This is a genomic window from Pricia antarctica (assembly GCF_900101815.1).
GTDB classification, from domain to species: Bacteria; Bacteroidota; Bacteroidia; order Flavobacteriales; family Flavobacteriaceae; genus Pricia; species Pricia antarctica.
Genome location: NZ_FNAO01000003.1, coordinates 183796 through 202758 on the forward strand (window position 1 = coordinate 183796; position 18963 = coordinate 202758).

18 protein-coding genes are annotated in these 18963 nt (G+C 44.0%); 8 read left to right on the forward strand and 10 right to left on the reverse strand.

Annotated features, from left to right (window positions below; all coding sequences use genetic code 11):
• Positions 1-125 precede the first annotated feature (125 nt).
• The gene (locus BLT07_RS06080; protein WP_091866818.1) at positions 126-827 is read left to right on the forward strand and encodes a class I SAM-dependent methyltransferase; all 702 of its coding nucleotides are present in this window, start codon (positions 126-128) and stop codon (positions 825-827) included.
• Positions 828-1049: 222 nt separating this feature from the next.
• Positions 1050-1976, forward strand: coding sequence for a hypothetical protein (locus tag BLT07_RS06085; RefSeq protein ID WP_091866820.1), 927 nt, complete (start codon positions 1050-1052; stop codon positions 1974-1976).
• Between the two features lie 15 nt (positions 1977-1991).
• Here BLT07_RS06085 and BLT07_RS06090 read toward each other — a convergent pair whose 3' ends face one another.
• Entirely contained in the window at positions 1992-2639 is a 648-nt protein-coding gene (locus BLT07_RS06090) for a 7-carboxy-7-deazaguanine synthase QueE (RefSeq protein WP_091866822.1), read from the reverse strand.
• A 155-nt stretch (positions 2640-2794) separates the two neighbouring features.
• On the opposite strand from BLT07_RS06090, the gene BLT07_RS06095 reads away from it, so the two are divergent.
• The 4 genes from BLT07_RS06095 (at position 2795) to BLT07_RS06110 (ending at position 6418) form a co-directional block, all read left to right on the forward strand.
• A complete protein-coding gene (locus BLT07_RS06095; RefSeq protein WP_091866824.1) occupies positions 2795-4297 on the forward strand; it encodes a helicase HerA-like domain-containing protein in 1503 nt (500 codons plus the stop codon).
• 102 nt (positions 4298-4399) lie between these two features.
• Positions 4400-4948: a hypothetical protein gene (locus BLT07_RS06100; protein ID WP_091866826.1), complete on the forward strand. Its 549-nt coding sequence runs from the start codon at positions 4400-4402 to the stop codon at positions 4946-4948.
• Positions 4949-4968: 20 nt separating this feature from the next.
• The gene (locus BLT07_RS06105; protein WP_091866828.1) at positions 4969-5943 is read left to right on the forward strand and encodes a YitT family protein; all 975 of its coding nucleotides are present in this window, start codon (positions 4969-4971) and stop codon (positions 5941-5943) included.
• A gap of 49 nt (positions 5944-5992) precedes the next feature.
• The gene (locus BLT07_RS06110) at positions 5993-6418 is read left to right on the forward strand and encodes a VOC family protein (RefSeq protein ID WP_091866830.1); all 426 of its coding nucleotides are present in this window, start codon (positions 5993-5995) and stop codon (positions 6416-6418) included.
• A 24-nt stretch (positions 6419-6442) separates the two neighbouring features.
• Here BLT07_RS06110 and BLT07_RS06115 read toward each other — a convergent pair whose 3' ends face one another.
• From BLT07_RS06115 to BLT07_RS06135, 5 genes are all read right to left on the reverse strand, one after another.
• Positions 6443-7414, reverse strand: a complete 972-nt coding sequence (locus BLT07_RS06115) for an aldo/keto reductase (RefSeq protein WP_091866832.1) — start codon at positions 7412-7414, stop codon at positions 6443-6445.
• Positions 7415-7669: 255 nt separating this feature from the next.
• Complete coding sequence (locus tag BLT07_RS06120) at positions 7670-8530, reverse strand: alpha/beta hydrolase (protein ID WP_091866834.1); 861 nt, start codon at positions 8528-8530, stop codon at positions 7670-7672.
• 31 nt (positions 8531-8561) lie between these two features.
• Positions 8562-9986: a Gfo/Idh/MocA family protein gene (locus BLT07_RS06125; RefSeq protein ID WP_091866836.1), complete on the reverse strand. Its 1425-nt coding sequence runs from the start codon at positions 9984-9986 to the stop codon at positions 8562-8564.
• A gap of 16 nt (positions 9987-10002) precedes the next feature.
• Positions 10003-10800, reverse strand: a complete 798-nt coding sequence (locus BLT07_RS06130) for a 3-keto-disaccharide hydrolase (RefSeq protein ID WP_091866838.1) — start codon at positions 10798-10800, stop codon at positions 10003-10005.
• Between the two features lie 182 nt (positions 10801-10982).
• Entirely contained in the window at positions 10983-12287 is a 1305-nt protein-coding gene (locus BLT07_RS06135; protein WP_091866840.1) for an MFS transporter, read from the reverse strand.
• Between the two features lie 143 nt (positions 12288-12430).
• Here BLT07_RS06135 and BLT07_RS20920 point away from each other — a divergent pair, with 143 nt between their 5' ends.
• Complete coding sequence (locus tag BLT07_RS20920; protein ID WP_175455270.1) at positions 12431-12577, forward strand: hypothetical protein; 147 nt, start codon at positions 12431-12433, stop codon at positions 12575-12577.
• A gap of 158 nt (positions 12578-12735) precedes the next feature.
• Here BLT07_RS20920 and BLT07_RS06140 read toward each other — a convergent pair whose 3' ends face one another.
• The 4 genes from BLT07_RS06140 to BLT07_RS06155 all read right to left on the reverse strand — a co-directional run bounded on the left by BLT07_RS06140 (position 12736) and on the right by BLT07_RS06155 (position 18275).
• Complete coding sequence (locus BLT07_RS06140) at positions 12736-13803, reverse strand: PAS domain-containing sensor histidine kinase (protein ID WP_091866842.1); 1068 nt, start codon at positions 13801-13803, stop codon at positions 12736-12738.
• 553 nt (positions 13804-14356) lie between these two features.
• A complete protein-coding gene (gene folD / locus BLT07_RS06145) occupies positions 14357-15241 on the reverse strand; it encodes a bifunctional methylenetetrahydrofolate dehydrogenase/methenyltetrahydrofolate cyclohydrolase FolD (protein ID WP_091866844.1) in 885 nt (294 codons plus the stop codon).
• Between the two features lie 130 nt (positions 15242-15371).
• Complete coding sequence (gene ffh / locus BLT07_RS06150) at positions 15372-16700, reverse strand: signal recognition particle protein (RefSeq protein WP_091866846.1); 1329 nt, start codon at positions 16698-16700, stop codon at positions 15372-15374.
• Between the two features lie 189 nt (positions 16701-16889).
• Positions 16890-18275 carry a hypothetical protein gene (locus BLT07_RS06155; protein WP_091866848.1) on the reverse strand — a complete coding sequence of 462 codons (1386 nt, stop codon included), beginning with the start codon at positions 18273-18275 and terminating at the stop codon, positions 16890-16892.
• 91 nt (positions 18276-18366) lie between these two features.
• On the opposite strand from BLT07_RS06155, the gene BLT07_RS06160 reads away from it, so the two are divergent.
• The gene (locus BLT07_RS06160; RefSeq protein WP_091866850.1) at positions 18367-18879 is read left to right on the forward strand and encodes an RNA polymerase sigma factor; all 513 of its coding nucleotides are present in this window, start codon (positions 18367-18369) and stop codon (positions 18877-18879) included.
• The last annotated feature ends 84 nt before the right edge of the window (positions 18880-18963 follow it).

The window sequence follows — 18963 nt, forward strand, 5'->3', positions numbered from 1 at the left end:
AGCAAGAAAAATCAAGGCACGAAGTGTAAAGTACGCAATCGTAAATGAATCCAATCTCTAAGGGACAGTCGTTCACAATCCGTAATTTTCGATTATGAAACTAAAAGTCGATTTTTGTCCTCATTATGAAAGATATCTACGGAAACGCATTATTGGATTATCAAGGCGGAATCTATTCCGAGGATATCGCAACATTTTCTTCCTTGGATGAAGAAGACACGATTCCACTTCCCTACCTCTTCCGCAATTTTGATGCGATGCCCCCGATAGAGCAAAAAGCCTTGGAACTTTGCAAGGGAAGCATTCTCGACATCGGATGCGGGGCAGGAAGCCATAGCCTCTACCTACAAAAAAAAGGATTAGAGGTAACGGCACTCGACCGCTCGAAAGGAGCCATCGAAACCTGCCGGCTTAGGGGTGTTGAAAACGGGGTGCTCACGGATATCCTTGATTTTAAAGAACGTAAATTTGACACGCTGCTGATGCTCATGAACGGCATCGGCATTGTCGGAAATCTTGAGAACCTCAGCGGTTTCCTTAAACATTTAAAAACACTTTTGAAGCCCGGCGGTCAAATCTTGTTAGATTCCAGCGACATCATCTACATGTTCGATGAAGACGACGATGGTGGCCGATGGGTACCCAATTCCGGCAGCTATTACGGAGAGGTGGCGTTTACGATACAATACAAAGGCGTGAAAAGTGAACCATTTATTTGGCTATATTTGGATTACCAAACCTTGAAAAGTGCAGCCCTTACCAATGAATTAGATTGTGAAATTATCTCAAAAGGAGACCATTACGATTATTTGGCTCGATTGTGGTAATCGTAAAGCTAACCTGTTACGTACACTTTTCCCATTTATCAATTCAGGAAATTTATTCTTTTCTTTGCCAAGGCAAAATTTTCAAGCCTAGTGTAGCTACGGTTGATAATTTTAACACCGGCAAAGGGCAAGGAAGAAGCCATAAACCCAAAGTAATAAATGGCACGAGTATACATACGCTTAAGCGTATTCTTACGTTATATATTTAGAAAACACCATACGATGAGAAAAATTTGCTTCCCCATTTTATCCCTATTATTTCTGAGCTTGTTATTTGGTTGCTCCAACGATGCCAATGATAACGGCCCAGAAACCCCAAAAGTTGTTGACAAAATACCCAATAGGCAGGGCACGGGCGACTCCGCCGTCGACCTGCTTTCGAACGGTACCTTCTCCAATCTGCGTATCGAAATCGCCTACGTTACTGGCTTTCGCCCAACACAAGCGGCTATGGATGGATTTGTCGCTTACCTAAAACAGCACACTTTTAAGGAGAATATAGAACTTGTGTACAATGAACTGGCATCGCCCAAGGAAGAAAAATTGACCTTGGAGGAAATCGACAAACTTGAAGAGGAAAATAGAACGGCTTATAACGATGGTGATACGCTGGCTATATACATTTATTTTTCGGATGCCCCGGCCGAAGAGGACGATGAAGCGAAAGATTTGGTGACTCTAGGCGCCGTTTACCGGAACACCTCGATGATTATTCATGAGGCCACGGTTCGCAAATTGGCCGACCAAAGTATTTTCATTTCCGATGCCGATGTCGAGAGTTCTACTTTAAACCATGAATTCGGACATCTCTTCGGATTGGTAAACTTAGGGATCTCTCCAGTGAACGACCATGAAGATGTTCAAAAGGATGACATGGGAGAACCTGTCTTGGATGACCAGGGCAAAACGTCGGGGAATAGCCATTGCAATGTAGCGGGATGCCTTATGAATGCTGAACTTCAGTTCGGCGGCGCATCGGCAAAAAGTACATCACTAACGGCAAAAAATGAAAACGGAGTTCAAGCAGCATGCCGATTGAGCGGCAAGAGTGTGCTACATATGCTATCCTCCCAAACTGCTAAAGGTGGATTGGCCCCTGATCTTGACAGTGAGTGTATTCTTGACCTGCAAACGAACGGAGGAAGATAAAAAAGGTGTGGGTTCTTAAGGTATATTCAAATATTTATGGGTCTGCAATGACACCTTCCACTTTGGGTTTGCCATTACATAATCGACGATCATCGGCGTTACCTTATCCCGTACGCTCCATTCGGGCTGTAGGTATAGAATGCAATTTTTGTTTGATTTAGCGGCTTCTTGCTCGGCAAAAATTAAATCGTGTTTGTTGTAGACGATAACTTTCAGCTCGTGTGCCTCATCGTAAATACGTCCCTCCGGCAATTTATTTTTTTTTGGGGACAGGCAAATCCAATCCCAAATTCCTGTTAACGGATAAGCACCGGAAGTTTCTATATGAATGTTCAGGTTTTTGGCCTTTAGCGCTTCCGTCAAGGGCTGCATATCCCACATTAATGGCTCTCCGCCCGTGACCACGATGGTATCGGAATATTTGGCGGCATTTTCCACAATCTTGTAGATCTCGGTAGGCGGATGGGTCTCGGCATTCCAGCTTTCCTTTACATCGCACCAGTGGCAACCCACATCGCAACCCCCTATCCTAATAAAATAAGCGGCGGTACCCTTATGGAAACCCTCGCCCTGAATTGTGTAAAATTCTTCCATCAAAGGCAATAGCAATCCTTGGTCTACCAGTTCCGATACTTCGTGTGCGGACACTTCATTTTTTACCATTCGGCAAAGATAGCGGTTGTTAAATCCAAATCATAAATTCCAAATCATAAATTCAAACTTACCCCTTTTTTCATTGGACTTCTAAACGCATAAACTCAAAAACTTATCAGCTAATAAACTCAAAAACCCTTATTTTTGAGCCAAATTACATGACAATGCCCACCAAAGAAGAATTCCGCAAACATATCGATGAAGGCTACGCCACCAAGGGCGATTTTATTACCATGGGCGCAGCCATGCTCGACGGGGAAGCCGTGACGGATGCCCTCGTGAAAATTCCACTTAAGACCTTAAACCGACATGGACTCATTGCCGGGGCTACGGGTACGGGAAAGACGAAAACGTTACAAGTACTTGCAGAAAACCTATCCGATAAAGGTATCCCTGTATTGTTAATGGATTTGAAAGGGGATTTAAGCGGACTGGCACAACCGAGTGAAGGTCATGCCAAAATCGACGAGCGCCATAACCAGATAGGCATCCCTTTCGAACCTAAAAGCTTTCCCGTCGAGATGCTGACGCTTTCCGAACAAGATGGTGTCAAGTTGAGGGCTACCGTTTCGGAATTCGGGCCCGTTCTGCTATCCCGCATCCTAGACCTATCGGAAACCCAACAGGGCATTGTGGCCGTGGTGTTCAAATATTGTGACGATAATAAATATCCGTTATTAGATCTAAAGGATTTCAAAAAAGTCCTGCAATATGCCACAGATGAAGGAAAAGCGGAATTTGCCGAAAATTACGGACGTATTTCCACAAGTTCTACGGGCACCATCCTCAGAAAAATCATAGAACTGGAACAGCAAGGGGCAGACCTTTTCTTCGGTGAAAAATCCTTCGAAGTGAACGACCTTACCCGAATCGATGACCAGGGCAGAGGCTATATCAACATCCTCCGGTTGACCGATATTCAAGACCGTCCTAAATTGTTTTCCACTTTTATGCTTAGCCTGCTGGCCGAAATCTATGACACCTTTCCCGAACAGGGCGATAGCGAAAGGCCCGAACTCATTCTATTTATAGACGAGGCTCACCTTATTTTTAACGAGGCCTCAAAGGCTTTGTTGGATCAGATCGAGAGTATCGTAAAATTGATTCGATCGAAAGGCATCGGAGTGTATTTCGTCACCCAAAATCCTACCGATGTGCCCAATGATGTCCTGGCACAGCTAGGTTTGAAAGTACAACATGCCCTTCGCGCCTTTACCGCTAGGGACCGGAAAGCGATAAAACTTACCGCTGAAAACTATCCTGAATCGGAATTCTATGATACCAAAGAAGTATTGACCTCCTTGGGAATCGGCGAGGCCCTAATTTCCGCTTTGGACGAAAAAGGAAGGCCCACGCCCTTGGCCGCTACCCTACTCCGCGCCCCCATGAGCCGTATGGATGTATTGACTGAAATGGAACTCGCTACCGTTATCGACAACTCCAAGCTCGTAGATAAATACGGCGAGATCATCGACCGCGAGAGTGCCTATGAAATATTGAACAAAAAGATGGAAAAAGCGGAAGCCGTCGCCAAAGAGGAAAAAGAAAAACCTAGAACCAGTAGCCGAAGAGCTACTAGCAACCGAATGAATCCGGTAATCAAAGTGTTGACCAGTGCCACCTTTATTCGGGGCGTATTGGGCGTTTTGAAAAAAGTTATGCGGTAAGGTACGAGACATGGCGCAAATAGCAAAAAATAGTAATTGAGAGGTGAACTGACAATAGCACCGTCCTAATTTAACAAGACCAATAATAAACCACCAAATCCGATGAAAACCAGTATACACGCTTTATTTTTTATCCTTTTACTGATAGGATGTGAAAAAGAAATCGATACCACCTTTTTGATTACCAAAGATGCGATCGGCAAACTCGATAAAATTAGTTTGACCAGAGATCTTGAAATCATATATGCCAATGATTCGATCGTAAAGGACACCACTTATATCAACGCCTCGAACAATAGTAAAAAGATAAAGATTTTTGAAAAAGGGGGTAAGCAATTGTTGACATTGACTCCAAATTCAGATAGCATTCCTACCATAGAGAACATAAGGATTGAAGATTCCCGTTTTGTAACTGATAAGGGGGTCGGCCTTAAGAGTACTTTTAAAGATATTAAGGATAATTATAAAATACGGAAGGTAATCACTTCGATGAACAACGTAGTACTACTTTTAAAGGATAGTGATATTTATTTCACCATCAGCAAAGACCAACTGCCTTCTAGTTTGCGGTATGCCTCTAGTGTGAATATCGAGGCGGTACAGATTCCCGATGATGCCAAGATCAAGTATATGATGGTGGGGTGGGATTGATAAAGTTATAAAGCGTTGCCATGAATACACTTTTGCAATACATATTGGTACAGCGCGCCAAGAACAAGCTTAAAAACGAAAAAGACCCTAAGAAACTGCGCAAGCGTCTATTGGTCAAAGAAATCCGAACCGGACAGGTAGAATTGATCCATGCCGCCAAGGAAATTTTGTTCATCGTTATAGGTGTGGCTGCCGCAGGGTTTGGCCTTAAAGGTTTTTTGCTGCCCAACCAGTTTATTGACGGCGGGGTGACTGGAGTATCCCTATTGATACAGGTAAAATCGAATGTCTCTTTAGGTATTCTGTTGGTAATCGTCAATTTGCCGTTTTTGGTTCTGGGTGCCAAAACTATCAACAAAACCTTCGCATTTAAAAGCATCCTGGCCATTTCGGCACTTGCGATCGTGGTACACTTTGTGCCTTACCCACTCGTTACCGATGACAAACTGCTGATTGCTGTCTTTGGCGGTTTTTTCCTAGGATTGGGTATCGGTATGGCCATGCGTGGCGGTAGTGTGATCGACGGCACCGAGGTTTTGGCCATTTATCTCAGCAGAAAATGGCACATGACCATCGGCGATATACTACTCTTGATCAATATCCTCATTTTTTCAGCAGGTGCCTACCTACTTTCCATCGAAACTGCCCTTTACGCCATACTCACCTATCTGGTCGCCGCCAAAACAGTAAACTATGTAGTAGATGGCGTCGAGGAATATATCGGTGTAACCATTATTTCTCCGAAGAACGAAGAAATACGGGTGATGCTGACCAAAAAAATGGGAAGGGCTTGTACTATTTTTCAAGGAAGGCAAGGATTTAGTAAAAATGGCGGTCAACGTCAGGATACAGAAATCGTATATACCGTTATGACCCGCTTGGAACTGGCCAAGCTAAGTACCGAAATCGATAAAATCGATAAAAACGCTTTTATCGTTATGGGTGTCGTAAAGGATATTCAAGGTGGAATGATCAAAAAGAAGCCGATGAAGTAATCTTTCGTAGTACCATTTTACATCACAAAACATATAAAAATAAATTAAAATGTCAGAAATAACCCCTTTCCACATCGCTATCCCCGTGCATAATCTAGCGGAATGTCGAACTTTTTACCGTGAAACCTTGAAATGCGAAGAAGGTCGCAGCAGCGAACAATGGGTCGATTTCAACTTGTTCGGGCATCAGTTGGTCATCCACTACAAGCCCAAAGCGGAAACTGAAGAAACACACTCGAATCCAGTAGACGGACATGATGTTCCAGTACCACATTACGGTGTGGTTCTTCCTTGGAAAACATTTCAAAGCTTCTCCGAAGAACTTAGAACCAAAGGTGTCAAATTTGTAATCGAACCCTACATTCGTTTTGAGGGCCAAGTTGGGGAACAGGCGACCATGTTCTTTTTAGATCCGGCGGGAAATGCGTTAGAATTTAAGGCGTTTCGGGATATGGGGCAACTGTTTGCGAAGTGACTTCACTGCTAGCGGAACTACGGACTATTGCGACCAAACCGTTGGCTCCCTGTCCCAACGATGCTGTTTTAATAACTGATATAATTCCTCCGAAAGTCCTTTCCCATCGCTGATAGCCGTGTTGGCCTTGACGTGAGGGGCTTTGCGCATTCCGGGAATCATGGTGCCTATGGTCTTATTCATGGAGATAAACCGCAAGGCCATTTCGGCCATGCTCATACCTTCGGGCACCAGTGGGCGCAGGGCATCGGCATGCTCAACGCTGGAGTTTAGGTTTTCAGGCACAAAATACGTGCCTCGCCAGTCCCCTTCGGGAAATGTGGTCTCTTTCGTGATTTTTCCGGTCAACGTGCCTTCGTCGAAGGGAACCCGTGCGATTACGGCGATATCCTTTTCCTCGCACAGGGGGAATAACTTGTCCTCGGGATTTTGATCGAAGATATTATAGATTACCTGTACGGCATCGAGCATTCCTGTTTTTAGGGCTTTGATTCCGTTTTCGGGCTCCCATCGATTGACGCTGATGCCCATAGCAGCAATTTTTCCCGCTTTTTTAAGGTCTTCAATCGCCCGCTGCCATTCCTCACGGTGCGACCAGCCGTCATCCCAAGTGTGAAACTGCATAAGATCGATACGCTCCATTCCCAGATTTTTTAGGGTCTTTTCAGTATATTCGATGATATGGTTCGTCGGGTAAGATTCCTCAAACGTGTATTCCGGTTTTGCGGGCCATTCAAAGTTTTTAGGGGGTATTTTACTGGCCATAAACAATTCCACTTCGGGATGTCGTCTACCTAATTGGCCCAACAGCTCCTCGCTATGGCCTTCGCCATAGCCCCAAGCCGTATCAAAAAAGTTGACCCCGTTCTCCACGGCCAAATCCAAAGACTGGGCAGACTGCTTGTCGTCGGACTGCGTCCAACCTGCCATGCCCCACATTCCGTATCCTATTTCGCTTACTTTCCAATCGGTTCTGCCGAATCTTCTGTATTTCATCTTAATTATTGATTACTTGCCTTGAGGGTAGCCCAAGGGTTGATTATTAAGTATTGATTTAAAGATTAGAATTAATGTTTACCTAGAATTTAATGGATTAACATCTTCGTCTTTGTAACCATGAATTTTTATCTGTAGTACTTTCTTCGTTCGATGCAAGGGCAAAACGAATTATCATTTTGTCCAAAATTTATTTAATAATACGAACGATATAATGATTTACTTTTCACTACATGTTAAAATACAATAATTCTTTCAATTCTGGTGAAAAGCATCGGAAACAAAGCCAAGAACTGTTGGTAAGGACTCCCGCCAATAGGTCCAACTATGTCGTCCGTCACGAACGCGGTATTCATGGGGAATCTCTTTTTTTCTCATGGCGATGTGTACCAAGCTATTGCCCTCGTATAAAAAATCGTCGTCCCCGCAATCGATATACCAGCGTACGGATTTGACATCCTCAACGGGCGCCGTTTCGAGTAGTTCCAGAACATTGTGCCGTTTATAATAGGCTTTCATTTCCGATGGGGAATACTTCACATCACTATCCTTTATACGCGCTTTGAAGTCATCCATCGTCAAAGGGCCGATATAGGCACTTAAAGGACAGGCAGAAGAAAACAATTCCGGATGGTGCAGTGCGTACATGAACGATCCGCCACCGCCCATGGATAACCCGGCTATCGCGCGGTATCGCTTTTCATTTTTTATCCGGTACTTTTTTTCGATTGCAGGCATAAATTCCTCAAAAAAGAAATCCTCATACCACCAGTCTTCCCCTTGATTGAAATAGCCACGTTTGCCCGTATTTGCATCGGGCATTATGATGATCATAGGGGTTGCCGTACCTTCTTTGATCGCAGCATCGGTAATACGCAAAACCTCGCCGAACTGCACCCAGCCGGTCTGGTCGTCACCTGCCCCGTGCAGCAAATACAAAACGGGATAGCTACGTTCGGAAGTTTCATAATCCGGAGGTAAGTATACCGCATACTTGCGTTCGCTGTCCAAAATTTTGCTCCCTAGGGTCAAGTTGTCGAATACCTTTCCCGTCTGGGACAAGGCAGATGTCGTCACAAAAAGTATGACGGACAATACAGTAAGGGAGCGCTTCATATTATTTCCATTTTTTTTCTGTTAGCATTACTCAAAAGTCCCGATATTCGGCATTCAAATATTGGTTGGCTTCTTCCTCCTCAAATTTAGCATTTTCCGCGTCCCAATGTAGGGTTTGATTCGGAAAACGTCCCGCTATAGTACCCAAAAGAATGGTCTCGGTCAATTTACCGGCATATGAAAATGGTGCCGAGGTTTTCGCTTTTCCCAGACAGGCATCGACAAACTGATGGTAGTGTTTGGGTCCTTCGGTCTCGTAATTGCGAATAATTTCTCCCAAATTATTGGCTTTGGAAACTTTTTCGATTTCCGATGAAATATCTATGTATTTTCCCTTAACGATTTTTTGGGGCAGTTGCATAAAATGTGGCAATAATAAACGACCCTTATTACCGATGAACATGGCTCCCTGGTCGGGCAATTGGCCTTCAGCCGCAGTTTTAGCGTCCAAGGACATTTTATCTTCTACACTTTGTTCCTTCCCTTCCTTTTTATCCATTTTATCTGTTGCCCCGGGCAGTATCAGATCTTCGTGCGCAGGTGGCATGCCCGGACCATCATACCATACCCATTTCAAGGATTTTGCCGTATGGGGTGTTTGTGGAAATTCGTAAGTGACCGTATTATTTTCGGGATATCCGAATCCGTTCGGCTCCCGGCATTCGTTCATAATCGTCAGGGGAACATCCAACTCAAGGGCGTTGTAAGGTGTATCAAAAATATGAACTCCCATATCTCCGAGGGTACCGCAACCGTAATCTAACAGTTTCCGCCAATTGCCGGGATGATAGAAGCCTTCTTTATACGGGCGTTTCTTTGACGTACCCAACCAGAGATTCCAATCCAGCTGATCCGGAACCGGGTCCTCACCGGTAGGTTCAGGACCATTGTACCCCCAGTTTTTGGGCGACCATGCGCGAACGGTATGTACCTTGCCGATGATGCCCGATTGAATTAACAAAGTCGCCAATTTATAATCGTAAAAAGAATGGACCTGGATACCCATTTGGGTCACCAGATTCTTTTCTTTGGCCACTTTCATCATGTTTCGGGATTCTTGGACATAATGGGTCAAGGGTTTTTGGCAGTACACCGGCTTGTTATGCTCCATGGCTAATAATGCGGCAGGTGCATGGGTGTGATCCGGGGTCGATACGATGACCGCATCGATTTCGTCACCCATCTCGTCGAGCATGGCGCGATAGTCAAAAAATATTCTGGCATTGGGGTGCAGCCTATGTGCCTTGGCAAGATTTATCGAATCAACATCGCACAAGGCAACCACATCGACCGCTTTATGGGACGAAATGGCCTTTAGGTCTTCACCGCCCATATTTCCTACACCGATGTGCGCCGTTCGCAAGCGTTTGTCTTCCGAAAAGGCCCAAGCGCCCGAGGGCAGTAGGGCAAAAGATGATACAGCGGCAGCACTTTTAAGAAATTCTCTTTTGTTCATTATCGTATGGTTTGAATTATAGTTTCTTGATTTTGATATTCCTGAACCAGATCGGACTCGAATGGTCTTGAAGTCCGATAAAACCCGTTTTGAATTTTCCGTAATCCGGACTATCTTTCCATTTGTTGGAATTCTTTTTTTCGTACCACGCGTCATCCCATGGGACAAAGGAAAGTACCATTTTCCCGTTTAGCCAATGCTCCACTTTTTCGGGAGTAAAAACGATTTTAGATGAATTCCATTCGCCGATGGGGTGTAAAATCTTCTTTTCAGGGTCGGCGGGGTGCATGGCGTAATCCGAAGCGGTTTGTTGAAGGGGTTTTAATTCCTTGGGATTGTCATAACCGAGACTGGTGTTATATTCCGTGAGGTCATGAATAGCGGCGTAACCTTTGTCATCGATCAGCTGATATTCTGGCGAAATGCCCGTGGGACTGTCGTAGCCTTCCTTTAAATGATAGAAAATACCGCTGTTACCCCCTTTAGGCAACTTCCATTCGAGATATAACTCAAAATTGTCGAATTCCTCCGCGCCATAAATAATATCTTTTCCACCTGAATAATTCTGTTCCAACCCTAGTTCGGTATCGAAGGTCAAGGCATTGTCTGCGATTATCCATCCCGGAGGCAAAGAATCACCGTTAAAAGCGCGCCAACCATCGGTACTGGTGCCGTCGAAAAGAGGAATCCAATCATTGTCTTCGGCCGCTGTCTTGGTTTCTTGGGCCGACTGCTCGGCTTTTTCCTCCTTTTTTTCGGTTTTACAGGAAATGATAACACTTAAAAAGGTGAAAAGTAAAAAGGATTTCCTCATGTGATTTCGGTATTTTGTTGACTAGGATTATTTTAAAATTAATGGCTCCGAATTGGACTCTTCATTAAACGTCTAAAGCTAGCAACATTCATTGAAGAATCAAAATATATGTCACCACTCTTGCGGCCACTCCTTGCGAACGGGCAATAGCGGATATGAAAAAGTAGAATTACTTTGAATGCCTATTGCGGATTATTGGCCTTTACCGACGCCAATGCCAAAAATAGTAAAAACGCCAGTCCGAGATAGCCCAATAAACGATAAGATCCGAATGTAGAAAAACAAAAACTAAAAATCGGTGGAGCCAGCGCACTTGCCAAAATTAAGAATGACATTATCTTGCCTGTTATGGCGCCCAAATGATTGCGGCCGTAGAAACGGGGCCATGCGATAGCGTTCAGCACTGCGAAAAATCCACTCATGATACCGAATCCGCCAACCAGAAGAGGTATACCGACGTTCGACGACAAAAATAAAAATCCCACGGAAGCCATTATACCGCCTAAAATCATGAGGTATAGATACCATTTGAGCCGTAAATAATCGCTCAAATAATTAAAGACTAAGGATATACTTACCGCTACAACGGAAGTGGGCAGAAAAATGGCGATGGCGTCCGCTTTAGGAAAACCTTCGCTGGCAAAAACGGATACGACATGAAAGGTAAGTCCCGTTATAAAAAAACTGTTGAAGGCCAATATAAGGCCGTACATCCAAAAAGCCCTTGTGCGCTTGGCTTCTACCAGCGTATATTGCTTTGCCAATGGAACGATTTTAGTCTCGTTCTCCTCCTCGACATTTTCCCCATCGGGCAACAAACCATGTTCTTCGGGCCGGTTCTTGAAAAATTGAAGGATAAAGAAACTGATAACAAGAAGTCCCCCTGCAAGAATTTGCCAAGCACTTTGCCAAGTATAGCCTTCGATCAAGGCATTTACCCATAATGGAGAGGATGAAAATCCAAAGGATATCGCTACACTACTGATTGCGTTTACCTTGCCCCGGTTCTTGTCAAACCAGATCATGATTACGTTTCGAGAGGCCATGGTCAACACCCCTTGGCCGGAAAATCGAAGGGTAAAGAATAGCACCGTCATCAAAGTAAAGGGGATCAACCACGAACTGGAATCCAACATTTGCTTGGCAAACGCGCTCATCTGCACAGACCACGAGCAGAGCATCAAGGCCGCCGCCAAAACTAGAGCTGCAAAAAAGGCCACATAACGTGCCCCATATTTATCGAACCAGATCCCTGCCCTACCGATGACCAAAGAACTACCGATGGTACCGATCATATAGGCGTTACTGAACTGGTTGCGCGACAGGCCCAAGGCATCTTTTACCGGATCGGTAAAGACGGAAACACCGATGGTCTGCCCGGGAATACTGGCATAGATACCCAATGTACCAACAGCCAAAATCACATAGCCATAGAAAAACGGACTTTTAGCGGGATCGATAAAGGAAAAACGACTTTTGGCGGACATGGGTATTTTAAAAGCCGCAAAAGTAAGGGGATTAGTTAGGAGAAACGCCCATTATTCGGTAAGATTTTTGAAATGGGATACCGAAATAGGTTTTTGAACGTTACCATTAGAACAGATCGCACTTTTTTAAAAATCTCCATACTATGAAAAAATTGGCCTACTTCACCCTAATTTTTGCAACGTTAATCGCCATGGGAAGCTGCACTGTCGACGACAGCAACGATATTGAGATTATAAAACCAGGCGATACGGTAATTATTGGAACAATCGTTCCCAAAAAGCCTCTTTAAGAACTTCGGAGAAGGGACCTATTTTGAAATAGCACTGAGCCCCTTCCCACAGGCGATTATTAATTGGATGGATACTCTAAAGGAATCCGTTTTTCTTGCTATCGGAAGTTTGACAACGTAACCCCAGCCACATCAAATATCGAAGATTTAATGGCTCATCACTGACAGACGCTATTGAAATTAATCGTAAACGTACTTCCTTCGTTGACCGTACTGTCTACAGAGATACTTCCCCCAAGACTGGTGATATGATTGTGCACTAAATATAGCCCAACCCCTTTGCTATCTTCATTATCATGGAATTTTTGGTTTAAATTAAAGATGCGATGTCCGACTTTATCCATATTAAATCCAAGACCATTGTCGGAATAGGTCAATGTTTTATTATCATTTTGTTGGTCCGCAACTATTGAGATAACCGGCGGAACATCGGGTCTGGCGTATTTAATGGAATTGGTCATGAGATTCAGGAAAATACTCTCCATATAAGTAGGGTTGTGCGGTATACTTTCCAAACCCGAAAAATCTACCTTAAATTCAACATTCACTTTTTGGATCAACGAACTAATGGATTTTTGGGTCTTTTGGAATATTTCATTGAAGTGCACTTCTTCCAATTGATCATTTTGGGTATCTCTTCGCTTCAAAGCATCTACGTATGCGTTTAAAGAAGTGTTTAGGCCTTCTGCCGAAAGTCGAATAAACTGTAGTATTTGTATCGTATCGTCATCATCGATTATGCTTAAATCGATCAAATCGACCATAGAAATCAAGTTATTCACAGGAGATCTTAAATCATGGGAGGTGGTGTAGTTCAGTTGTTTGAGTTCTTCGTTTACTTTGGAAAGATGGCTCATATGTGAAACCCGCTCATTTTCTAACTCTTTCTTATGGGTTATATCTTTTGCAATGGCATAGATCAGTTGTTCATTTTCTAAAGGAATGGAGGTCCAATGGAGCCAAACAAGTTCTCCGGATTTGCAGACATATCGATTTTCAAAATTAGTTAACGGCTTATTATCCTTCAGGTTTTGGCGATACAAAGCAGTCAATCCCCTATCTTCTTCATAAATAAATTCGGATATTAATCTGGAGCTCAATTCCTCCTCTGAATATCCTAACAACTTCACTAAGGCCGGATTGATCTTTTTAAAATAGCCATCATAGCCGGCAATACAAAGGCAATCCATGGATAAATCAAAGAAAGGTGCTAATTGGTGGTTCATTGGTTTCGGTTATTTGATGGTTTCTTTAAAAAATCAAATTAAAGCAATTTAATTCTTTATGTCTTACTGCAAACAGGTCAAATCATACGCGTAGGTCTCATGGGGAATTAGTAATCAAACGTTCGAAAAGGTATGGTTAGTCTCTCAAAGCACAATTTATTTTAATTGAAAAGCTCAACTTGTATTTTTTATCGTTTAGAGACCTGTTACTAAGATTTAAGGACGATTCTAATTTACTTATCTACAGATGATTAGTATATATTTCCGGATTTTAATGGGATATTGGAGACCACTTTAGTACATTCTTGGGCGAACAGGCAGCAAAATGGTAATTTATACCACCGCGACCCATTGGACCGTAAGAATCCTGTTCATTTTAATATTTTAAGAATTAGAGGTTTTAGTACGAAGTTAATCTGACCGATTTATTCTGGAAAAGTTACATCCTGAAAGTTGAATTTCAAGAGCATTTTTTTCTAAGAATAGGCTATCCATCGTTAAACCCAAAAACTGATTCACTCGGTAATTTGTAAAGGATGTCGTAAACCGGCAATCAGCCCTTATTTCTGTGCCTTTCGCGAGCCAGAAGCGTATTTTTCAACAACATCGCAATCGTCATCGGCCCCACCCCACCGGGGACGGGAGTAATATAGGATGCCTTTTTGCTGACATTCTCAAAATCGACATCGCCGGTCAGGTAATAGCCCCTTTCTTTGGAATCATCGGGCACACGGGTGATACCCACATCGATGATTACGGCACCTTCTTTCACCATATCCGCCTTAAGAAAATGGGGGACGCCAAGAGCGGATACAATAATATCTGCTTGTAATGTCAATTCCTTCATATTCTTGGTGCGACTGTGGGTGAGGGTTACCGTACAGTTGGCCGCTTTCCCTTTTTGGCTCATTAGAATGCTCATAGGTCTACCCACAATATGGCTACGACCGATAACCACTGCATGTTTACCTTCGGTATCGACTTTGTAGCGCCGTAACAGCTCCATAATTCCGTAGGGAGTGGCGGAGATAAAGGTTTCCATATCCAAGGCCATTTTTCCAAAATTGACAGGATGGAATCCATCGACATCCTTATCCGGATCAACAGCCATTAATACCTTCTCTTCATCGATATGCTTGGGCAGGGGCAGTTGTACGATGTAACCATCAATGTCATCGTCATCGTTCAGCTCGTGTACTTTTTGCAACAGGGCTTTTTCGGTAGTCTCTTCGGGCAAATGGACCAAAGTGGATTCAAACCCGATTTTCTTGCAGGATCGTACCTTGCTACCCACATAGGTAAGGCTTGCCCCATCGTTGCCTACCAGTACAGCCGCCAAGTGTGGGACCTTTTCGCCACGTTCTTTCATTGCCAAGACTTCGACTGTAATTTCCTCCTTTATTTCGTTGGAAATTTTCTTTCCATCTAATATAATCATGTATTTAATAATTTTAGCTTCTAAAGCGTAATCAGAAAGATTACTGAAAACGCTTTGCGGACCTTTCGTAAACTTTGCGCCTATGTAATCAATGGCCCACTGCCTAACCTCACTGCAACTGCTAACTTGCTTATTGCATATTCTGCATCATCTGCATCATTTTCTTGCCGCCACCACCTTGCATCATTTTCATCATCTTGCCCATTTGGTCGAACTGCTTTAACAGCTGGTTCACTTCTTTCATATCGCGGCCGCTGCCCTTGGCGATCCGTTTTTTACGGCTTACATCCAGTTTGGATGGATTCGAACGCTCATCGGGGGTCATGGAATGGATGATAGCTTCGATATGCTTAAAGGCGTCGTCATCGATATCCAATCCTTTTAAGGCTTTTCCGGCCCCGGGAATCATGCCCATCAAGTCCTTCATATTCCCCATTTTTTTGATCTGCTGGATCTGGGACAGAAAATCGTCGAAGCCAAACTTGTTCTTAGCAATCTTCTTTTGGATTTTTCGGGCCTCCTCTTCATCGAACTGCTCTTGGGCCCGTTCAACCAAGGAAATTACATCGCCCATACCCAAAATACGATCCGCCATACGGGAGGGGTGAAAGACATCGATAGCTTCCATCTTCTCGCCAGTTCCAATAAATTTGATGGGCTTATCGACTACGGATTTAATAGAAATGGCCGCACCGCCCCGGGTATCGCCATCGAGTTTTGTCAGGATGACCCCGTCAAAATTCAAAACATCGTTAAAGGCTTTTGCGGTATTCACGGCATCTTGACCCGTCATGGCATCGACCACGAAAAGGGTTTCCTGAGGCTGGATGGCATTATGGATTTCCGATATCTCGGCCATCATCTTCTCGTCGACCGCCAGTCGGCCCGCGGTATCGATAATGACCACGTTGTGGCCTTCCGCTTTGGCCTTTGCAATACCGGCCTTCGCAATGGCCACCGGGTCTTTATTATCCTTGTCGTAATAGACATCGACCTCGATCTGCTCCCCGACGATATGCAATTGGTCGATAGCTGCGGGACGGTATACGTCACAGGCGACCAACAAAGGTTTCTTGGATTTTTTAGTTTTTAGGTAGTTTGCCAGCTTTCCGGAAAATGTGGTCTTACCCGAACCTTGCAGGCCGGACATCAAAATGACCGACGGTGTTCCCGAAAGATCGATGCCTTCGGTCTCCCCGCCCATAAGCTCGGTAAGTTCGTCTTTTACGATCTTCACCATCAACTGGCCGGGCTGTAGACTGGTCAGTACGTTCTGGCCCAAGGCTCTTTCCTTGACCCGGTTGGTAAATTCTTTGGCTATCTTGAAATTGACGTCCGCGTCGAGCAAGGCCCTTCGGACTTCCTTCGTGGTTTCCGCTACGTTTATTTCGGTTATCTGCCCGTGGCCACGGAGGGTGTGGAGGGCCTTATCCAGTTTTTCGCTTAAATTGTCGAACATCGGTCTTTTCTATTTTGATGGGGACAAATTTAAGCATAAAGCAGGGAACAAAAAAGCACCCATACGACGAAGCTAATTCGCCAAAATTGGATATAAAAAATTGAGGAATTCGGACGCTGACCGGCCGTGCCATTTATAGTAAAAACGGCAGGATCAATTCATTTCTGAACTGGCACTTCTGAATAGGCACTAATGTCCGGCTTCACAATTTTTCACAAGAACTAGACTATCATCACCACGCTGAAGCCTGAATCGCTCCTCACTACAGCCGACAACCTTCCAATCGCCGACATAATATTCAAGGGTGGTGCTCAGCCCGCTGAAGGTCAGGGTAGTATCTGAAATATTCCAGTTGCCTTCGTCCACAACGGTATCGTTAGCATTGTAGGCCTGGATGTTCTTCTGGGAAAAATCGATAGTTATGTCCTCGCTGAATTCCCCTTTACCGTCGGTAATCGACCATCGGCATTCGTCCTGCAGATTTTCTTCTATAAATACTTGGCTACAAGTCTGCATTTCGTAGGCACAAAACTGCTCCAAAATAATTTGGTCATTTTCCCCTCCATCCAATTTTATCGTGTCTTCCCCTATTTCGTAAGTGTACATAGCTCCATTGAACGCATCCGCATCCATAAATTCCATAGCGAGAAAAACCTTAAAATCGGAAACGGTGACGGACCACGTGCCCTCGCTGACAGCATCAAACCCATTATCCAAGGTAACCCTTCCATCCTCCATAAAAGTTAGCAGCTGTTCCTGATAGGTCTCGGAGCCGATCAAATCCTTCTTTTTTAATTCCTTTACGAGCCAAGGGCAGGTCGTTAAACGACCGTCAAGACTTGTTTTGGTAAAATCATCGTCGTTATGGTCATTGTTATCGTCTTCGTAACACATATCGATCGCGCGCTCCATGGCATTGGCCAATTCGGTATTGGTGTTTACGGTCAGTTCGGCACCGTCGAAAATTTCAAAAGTCATGGGAAAATCGATACTGATCAAATCGTCAGCTTCTAACCCTGCCAAAAAACGCCGCAGTTCTTTATCGTGGTTTACCGTAAGGCTACCGGTCAGCTGTAGATTGAGATTGTAGGTAAAAAGATCTACGGGATAAATCACATCGATGCACTCGATATCATCGTCATTGCCGCCCTCGACGCATTGTTCGCCATACTTTTGAAGCACCGCTTCACTATTGACGACGATTTCGGTATAATCGGACATCGTTACCGTTATGGGAAACGTAATTTGCATACTATATTCGCCTTCATCGGCCGCGTCAAGAACATCCTCGATTTTCTGTAGGTCTGCCATCGTTTCAATCTGCAGTTCCAAACCGTTTACCGAGACCGTATAGGGAAATTGGATAGCCATACAACTTGCACCGTCAACGATATTATCGTAGGATCCGTCGTGGGAAGTAGTGCGTTTCATCGTCTCCACAGTAACAGAACGAGCCGACAAAGTCAGCTCGGGATCGATGGCCTCATGAAACGGTTCCTCTTTTTGACAAGAGGCAAAAAGTATCACCGCCGCCAGTAGGATGACATATCGCGGATACGTAAAAATAGGATACATAATGATTTGGAATTTCCTGTAAAACAACCTCTTAAGAAAATACCCTACTTTTTATAATTTTTTCGGATATCTTTGAAAAAAATAGGCCCCCTTGAAAGGTAAAGATACAGGCAATGTTTGCGACGAGCAAGTATTCGATACGTTATTCAAAGCGAATTCCAAAACAATTTTCAACTACATTTATTACAAGTTCGGAAATGAAGAAAAAGCCTATGATGTCGTTCAGGAAGCCTTTTTGAAGCTATGGGAAAACTGTTCGAAAGTCCCTCCCGAAAAGGCGAAATCATATGTTTATACCGTAGCTAACAACCTATACCTTAACGTAATAAAAGCGGAAAAAGTACGTCTGAAATATGCGGACAAGACCTTAAAGACGACCCACGAGGACCCGGAATTTCTGATGGAGGAGAACGAATTCAAGCAAAAACTGGACGATGCCCTGAACGCCCTTCCCGACAACCAGCGCATTACTTTTTTGTTGCACCGGATAGACGGTAAAAAATATGCCGAAATCGCTGAAATGGAAGAGGTTAGTGTCAAAGCCATCGAAAAAAGGATGCATTTGGCGCTTAAATCGCTGCGGGAGAAAATTGACGGGATTTAGAGCCGTAAGCAGTACTCAAAATCGGAAAATCGCGGCTGTTATGACCTATAAACTCTTTTGAACTTGATATTTGAACTTGCGCTT

Excerpts from the sequence above, each read along its gene's own strand:
- BLT07_RS06125 (WP_091866836.1), bottom strand. The coding sequence starts at position 9,986 with ATGAACAAAAGAGAATTTCTTAAAAGTGCTGCCGCTGTATCATCTTTT.
- BLT07_RS06085 (WP_091866820.1), top strand. The coding sequence starts at position 1,050 with ATGAGAAAAATTTGCTTCCCCATTTTATCCCTATTATTTCTGAGCTTG.
- BLT07_RS06140 (WP_091866842.1), bottom strand. The coding sequence starts at position 13,803 with ATGAACCACCAATTAGCACCTTTCTTTGATTTATCCATGGATTGCCTT.
- BLT07_RS06155 (WP_091866848.1), bottom strand. The coding sequence starts at position 18,275 with ATGTATCCTATTTTTACGTATCCGCGATATGTCATCCTACTGGCGGCG.
- BLT07_RS06100 (WP_091866826.1), top strand. The coding sequence starts at position 4,400 with ATGAAAACCAGTATACACGCTTTATTTTTTATCCTTTTACTGATAGGA.
- BLT07_RS06090 (WP_091866822.1), bottom strand. The coding sequence starts at position 2,639 with ATGGTAAAAAATGAAGTGTCCGCACACGAAGTATCGGAACTGGTAGAC.
- BLT07_RS06110 (WP_091866830.1), top strand. The coding sequence starts at position 5,993 with ATGTCAGAAATAACCCCTTTCCACATCGCTATCCCCGTGCATAATCTA.
- BLT07_RS20920 (WP_175455270.1), top strand. The coding sequence starts at position 12,431 with ATGAAAAAATTGGCCTACTTCACCCTAATTTTTGCAACGTTAATCGCC.
- BLT07_RS06080 (WP_091866818.1), top strand. The coding sequence starts at position 126 with ATGAAAGATATCTACGGAAACGCATTATTGGATTATCAAGGCGGAATC.
- BLT07_RS06130 (WP_091866838.1), bottom strand. The coding sequence starts at position 10,800 with ATGAGGAAATCCTTTTTACTTTTCACCTTTTTAAGTGTTATCATTTCC.
- BLT07_RS06115 (WP_091866832.1), bottom strand. The coding sequence starts at position 7,414 with ATGAAATACAGAAGATTCGGCAGAACCGATTGGAAAGTAAGCGAAATA.
- BLT07_RS06135 (WP_091866840.1), bottom strand. The coding sequence starts at position 12,287 with ATGTCCGCCAAAAGTCGTTTTTCCTTTATCGATCCCGCTAAAAGTCCG.
- BLT07_RS06105 (WP_091866828.1), top strand. The coding sequence starts at position 4,969 with ATGAATACACTTTTGCAATACATATTGGTACAGCGCGCCAAGAACAAG.
- BLT07_RS06095 (WP_091866824.1), top strand. The coding sequence starts at position 2,795 with ATGCCCACCAAAGAAGAATTCCGCAAACATATCGATGAAGGCTACGCC.
- folD (WP_091866844.1), bottom strand. The coding sequence starts at position 15,241 with ATGATTATATTAGATGGAAAGAAAATTTCCAACGAAATAAAGGAGGAA.
- BLT07_RS06120 (WP_091866834.1), bottom strand. The coding sequence starts at position 8,530 with ATGAAGCGCTCCCTTACTGTATTGTCCGTCATACTTTTTGTGACGACA.
- ffh (WP_091866846.1), bottom strand. The coding sequence starts at position 16,700 with ATGTTCGACAATTTAAGCGAAAAACTGGATAAGGCCCTCCACACCCTC.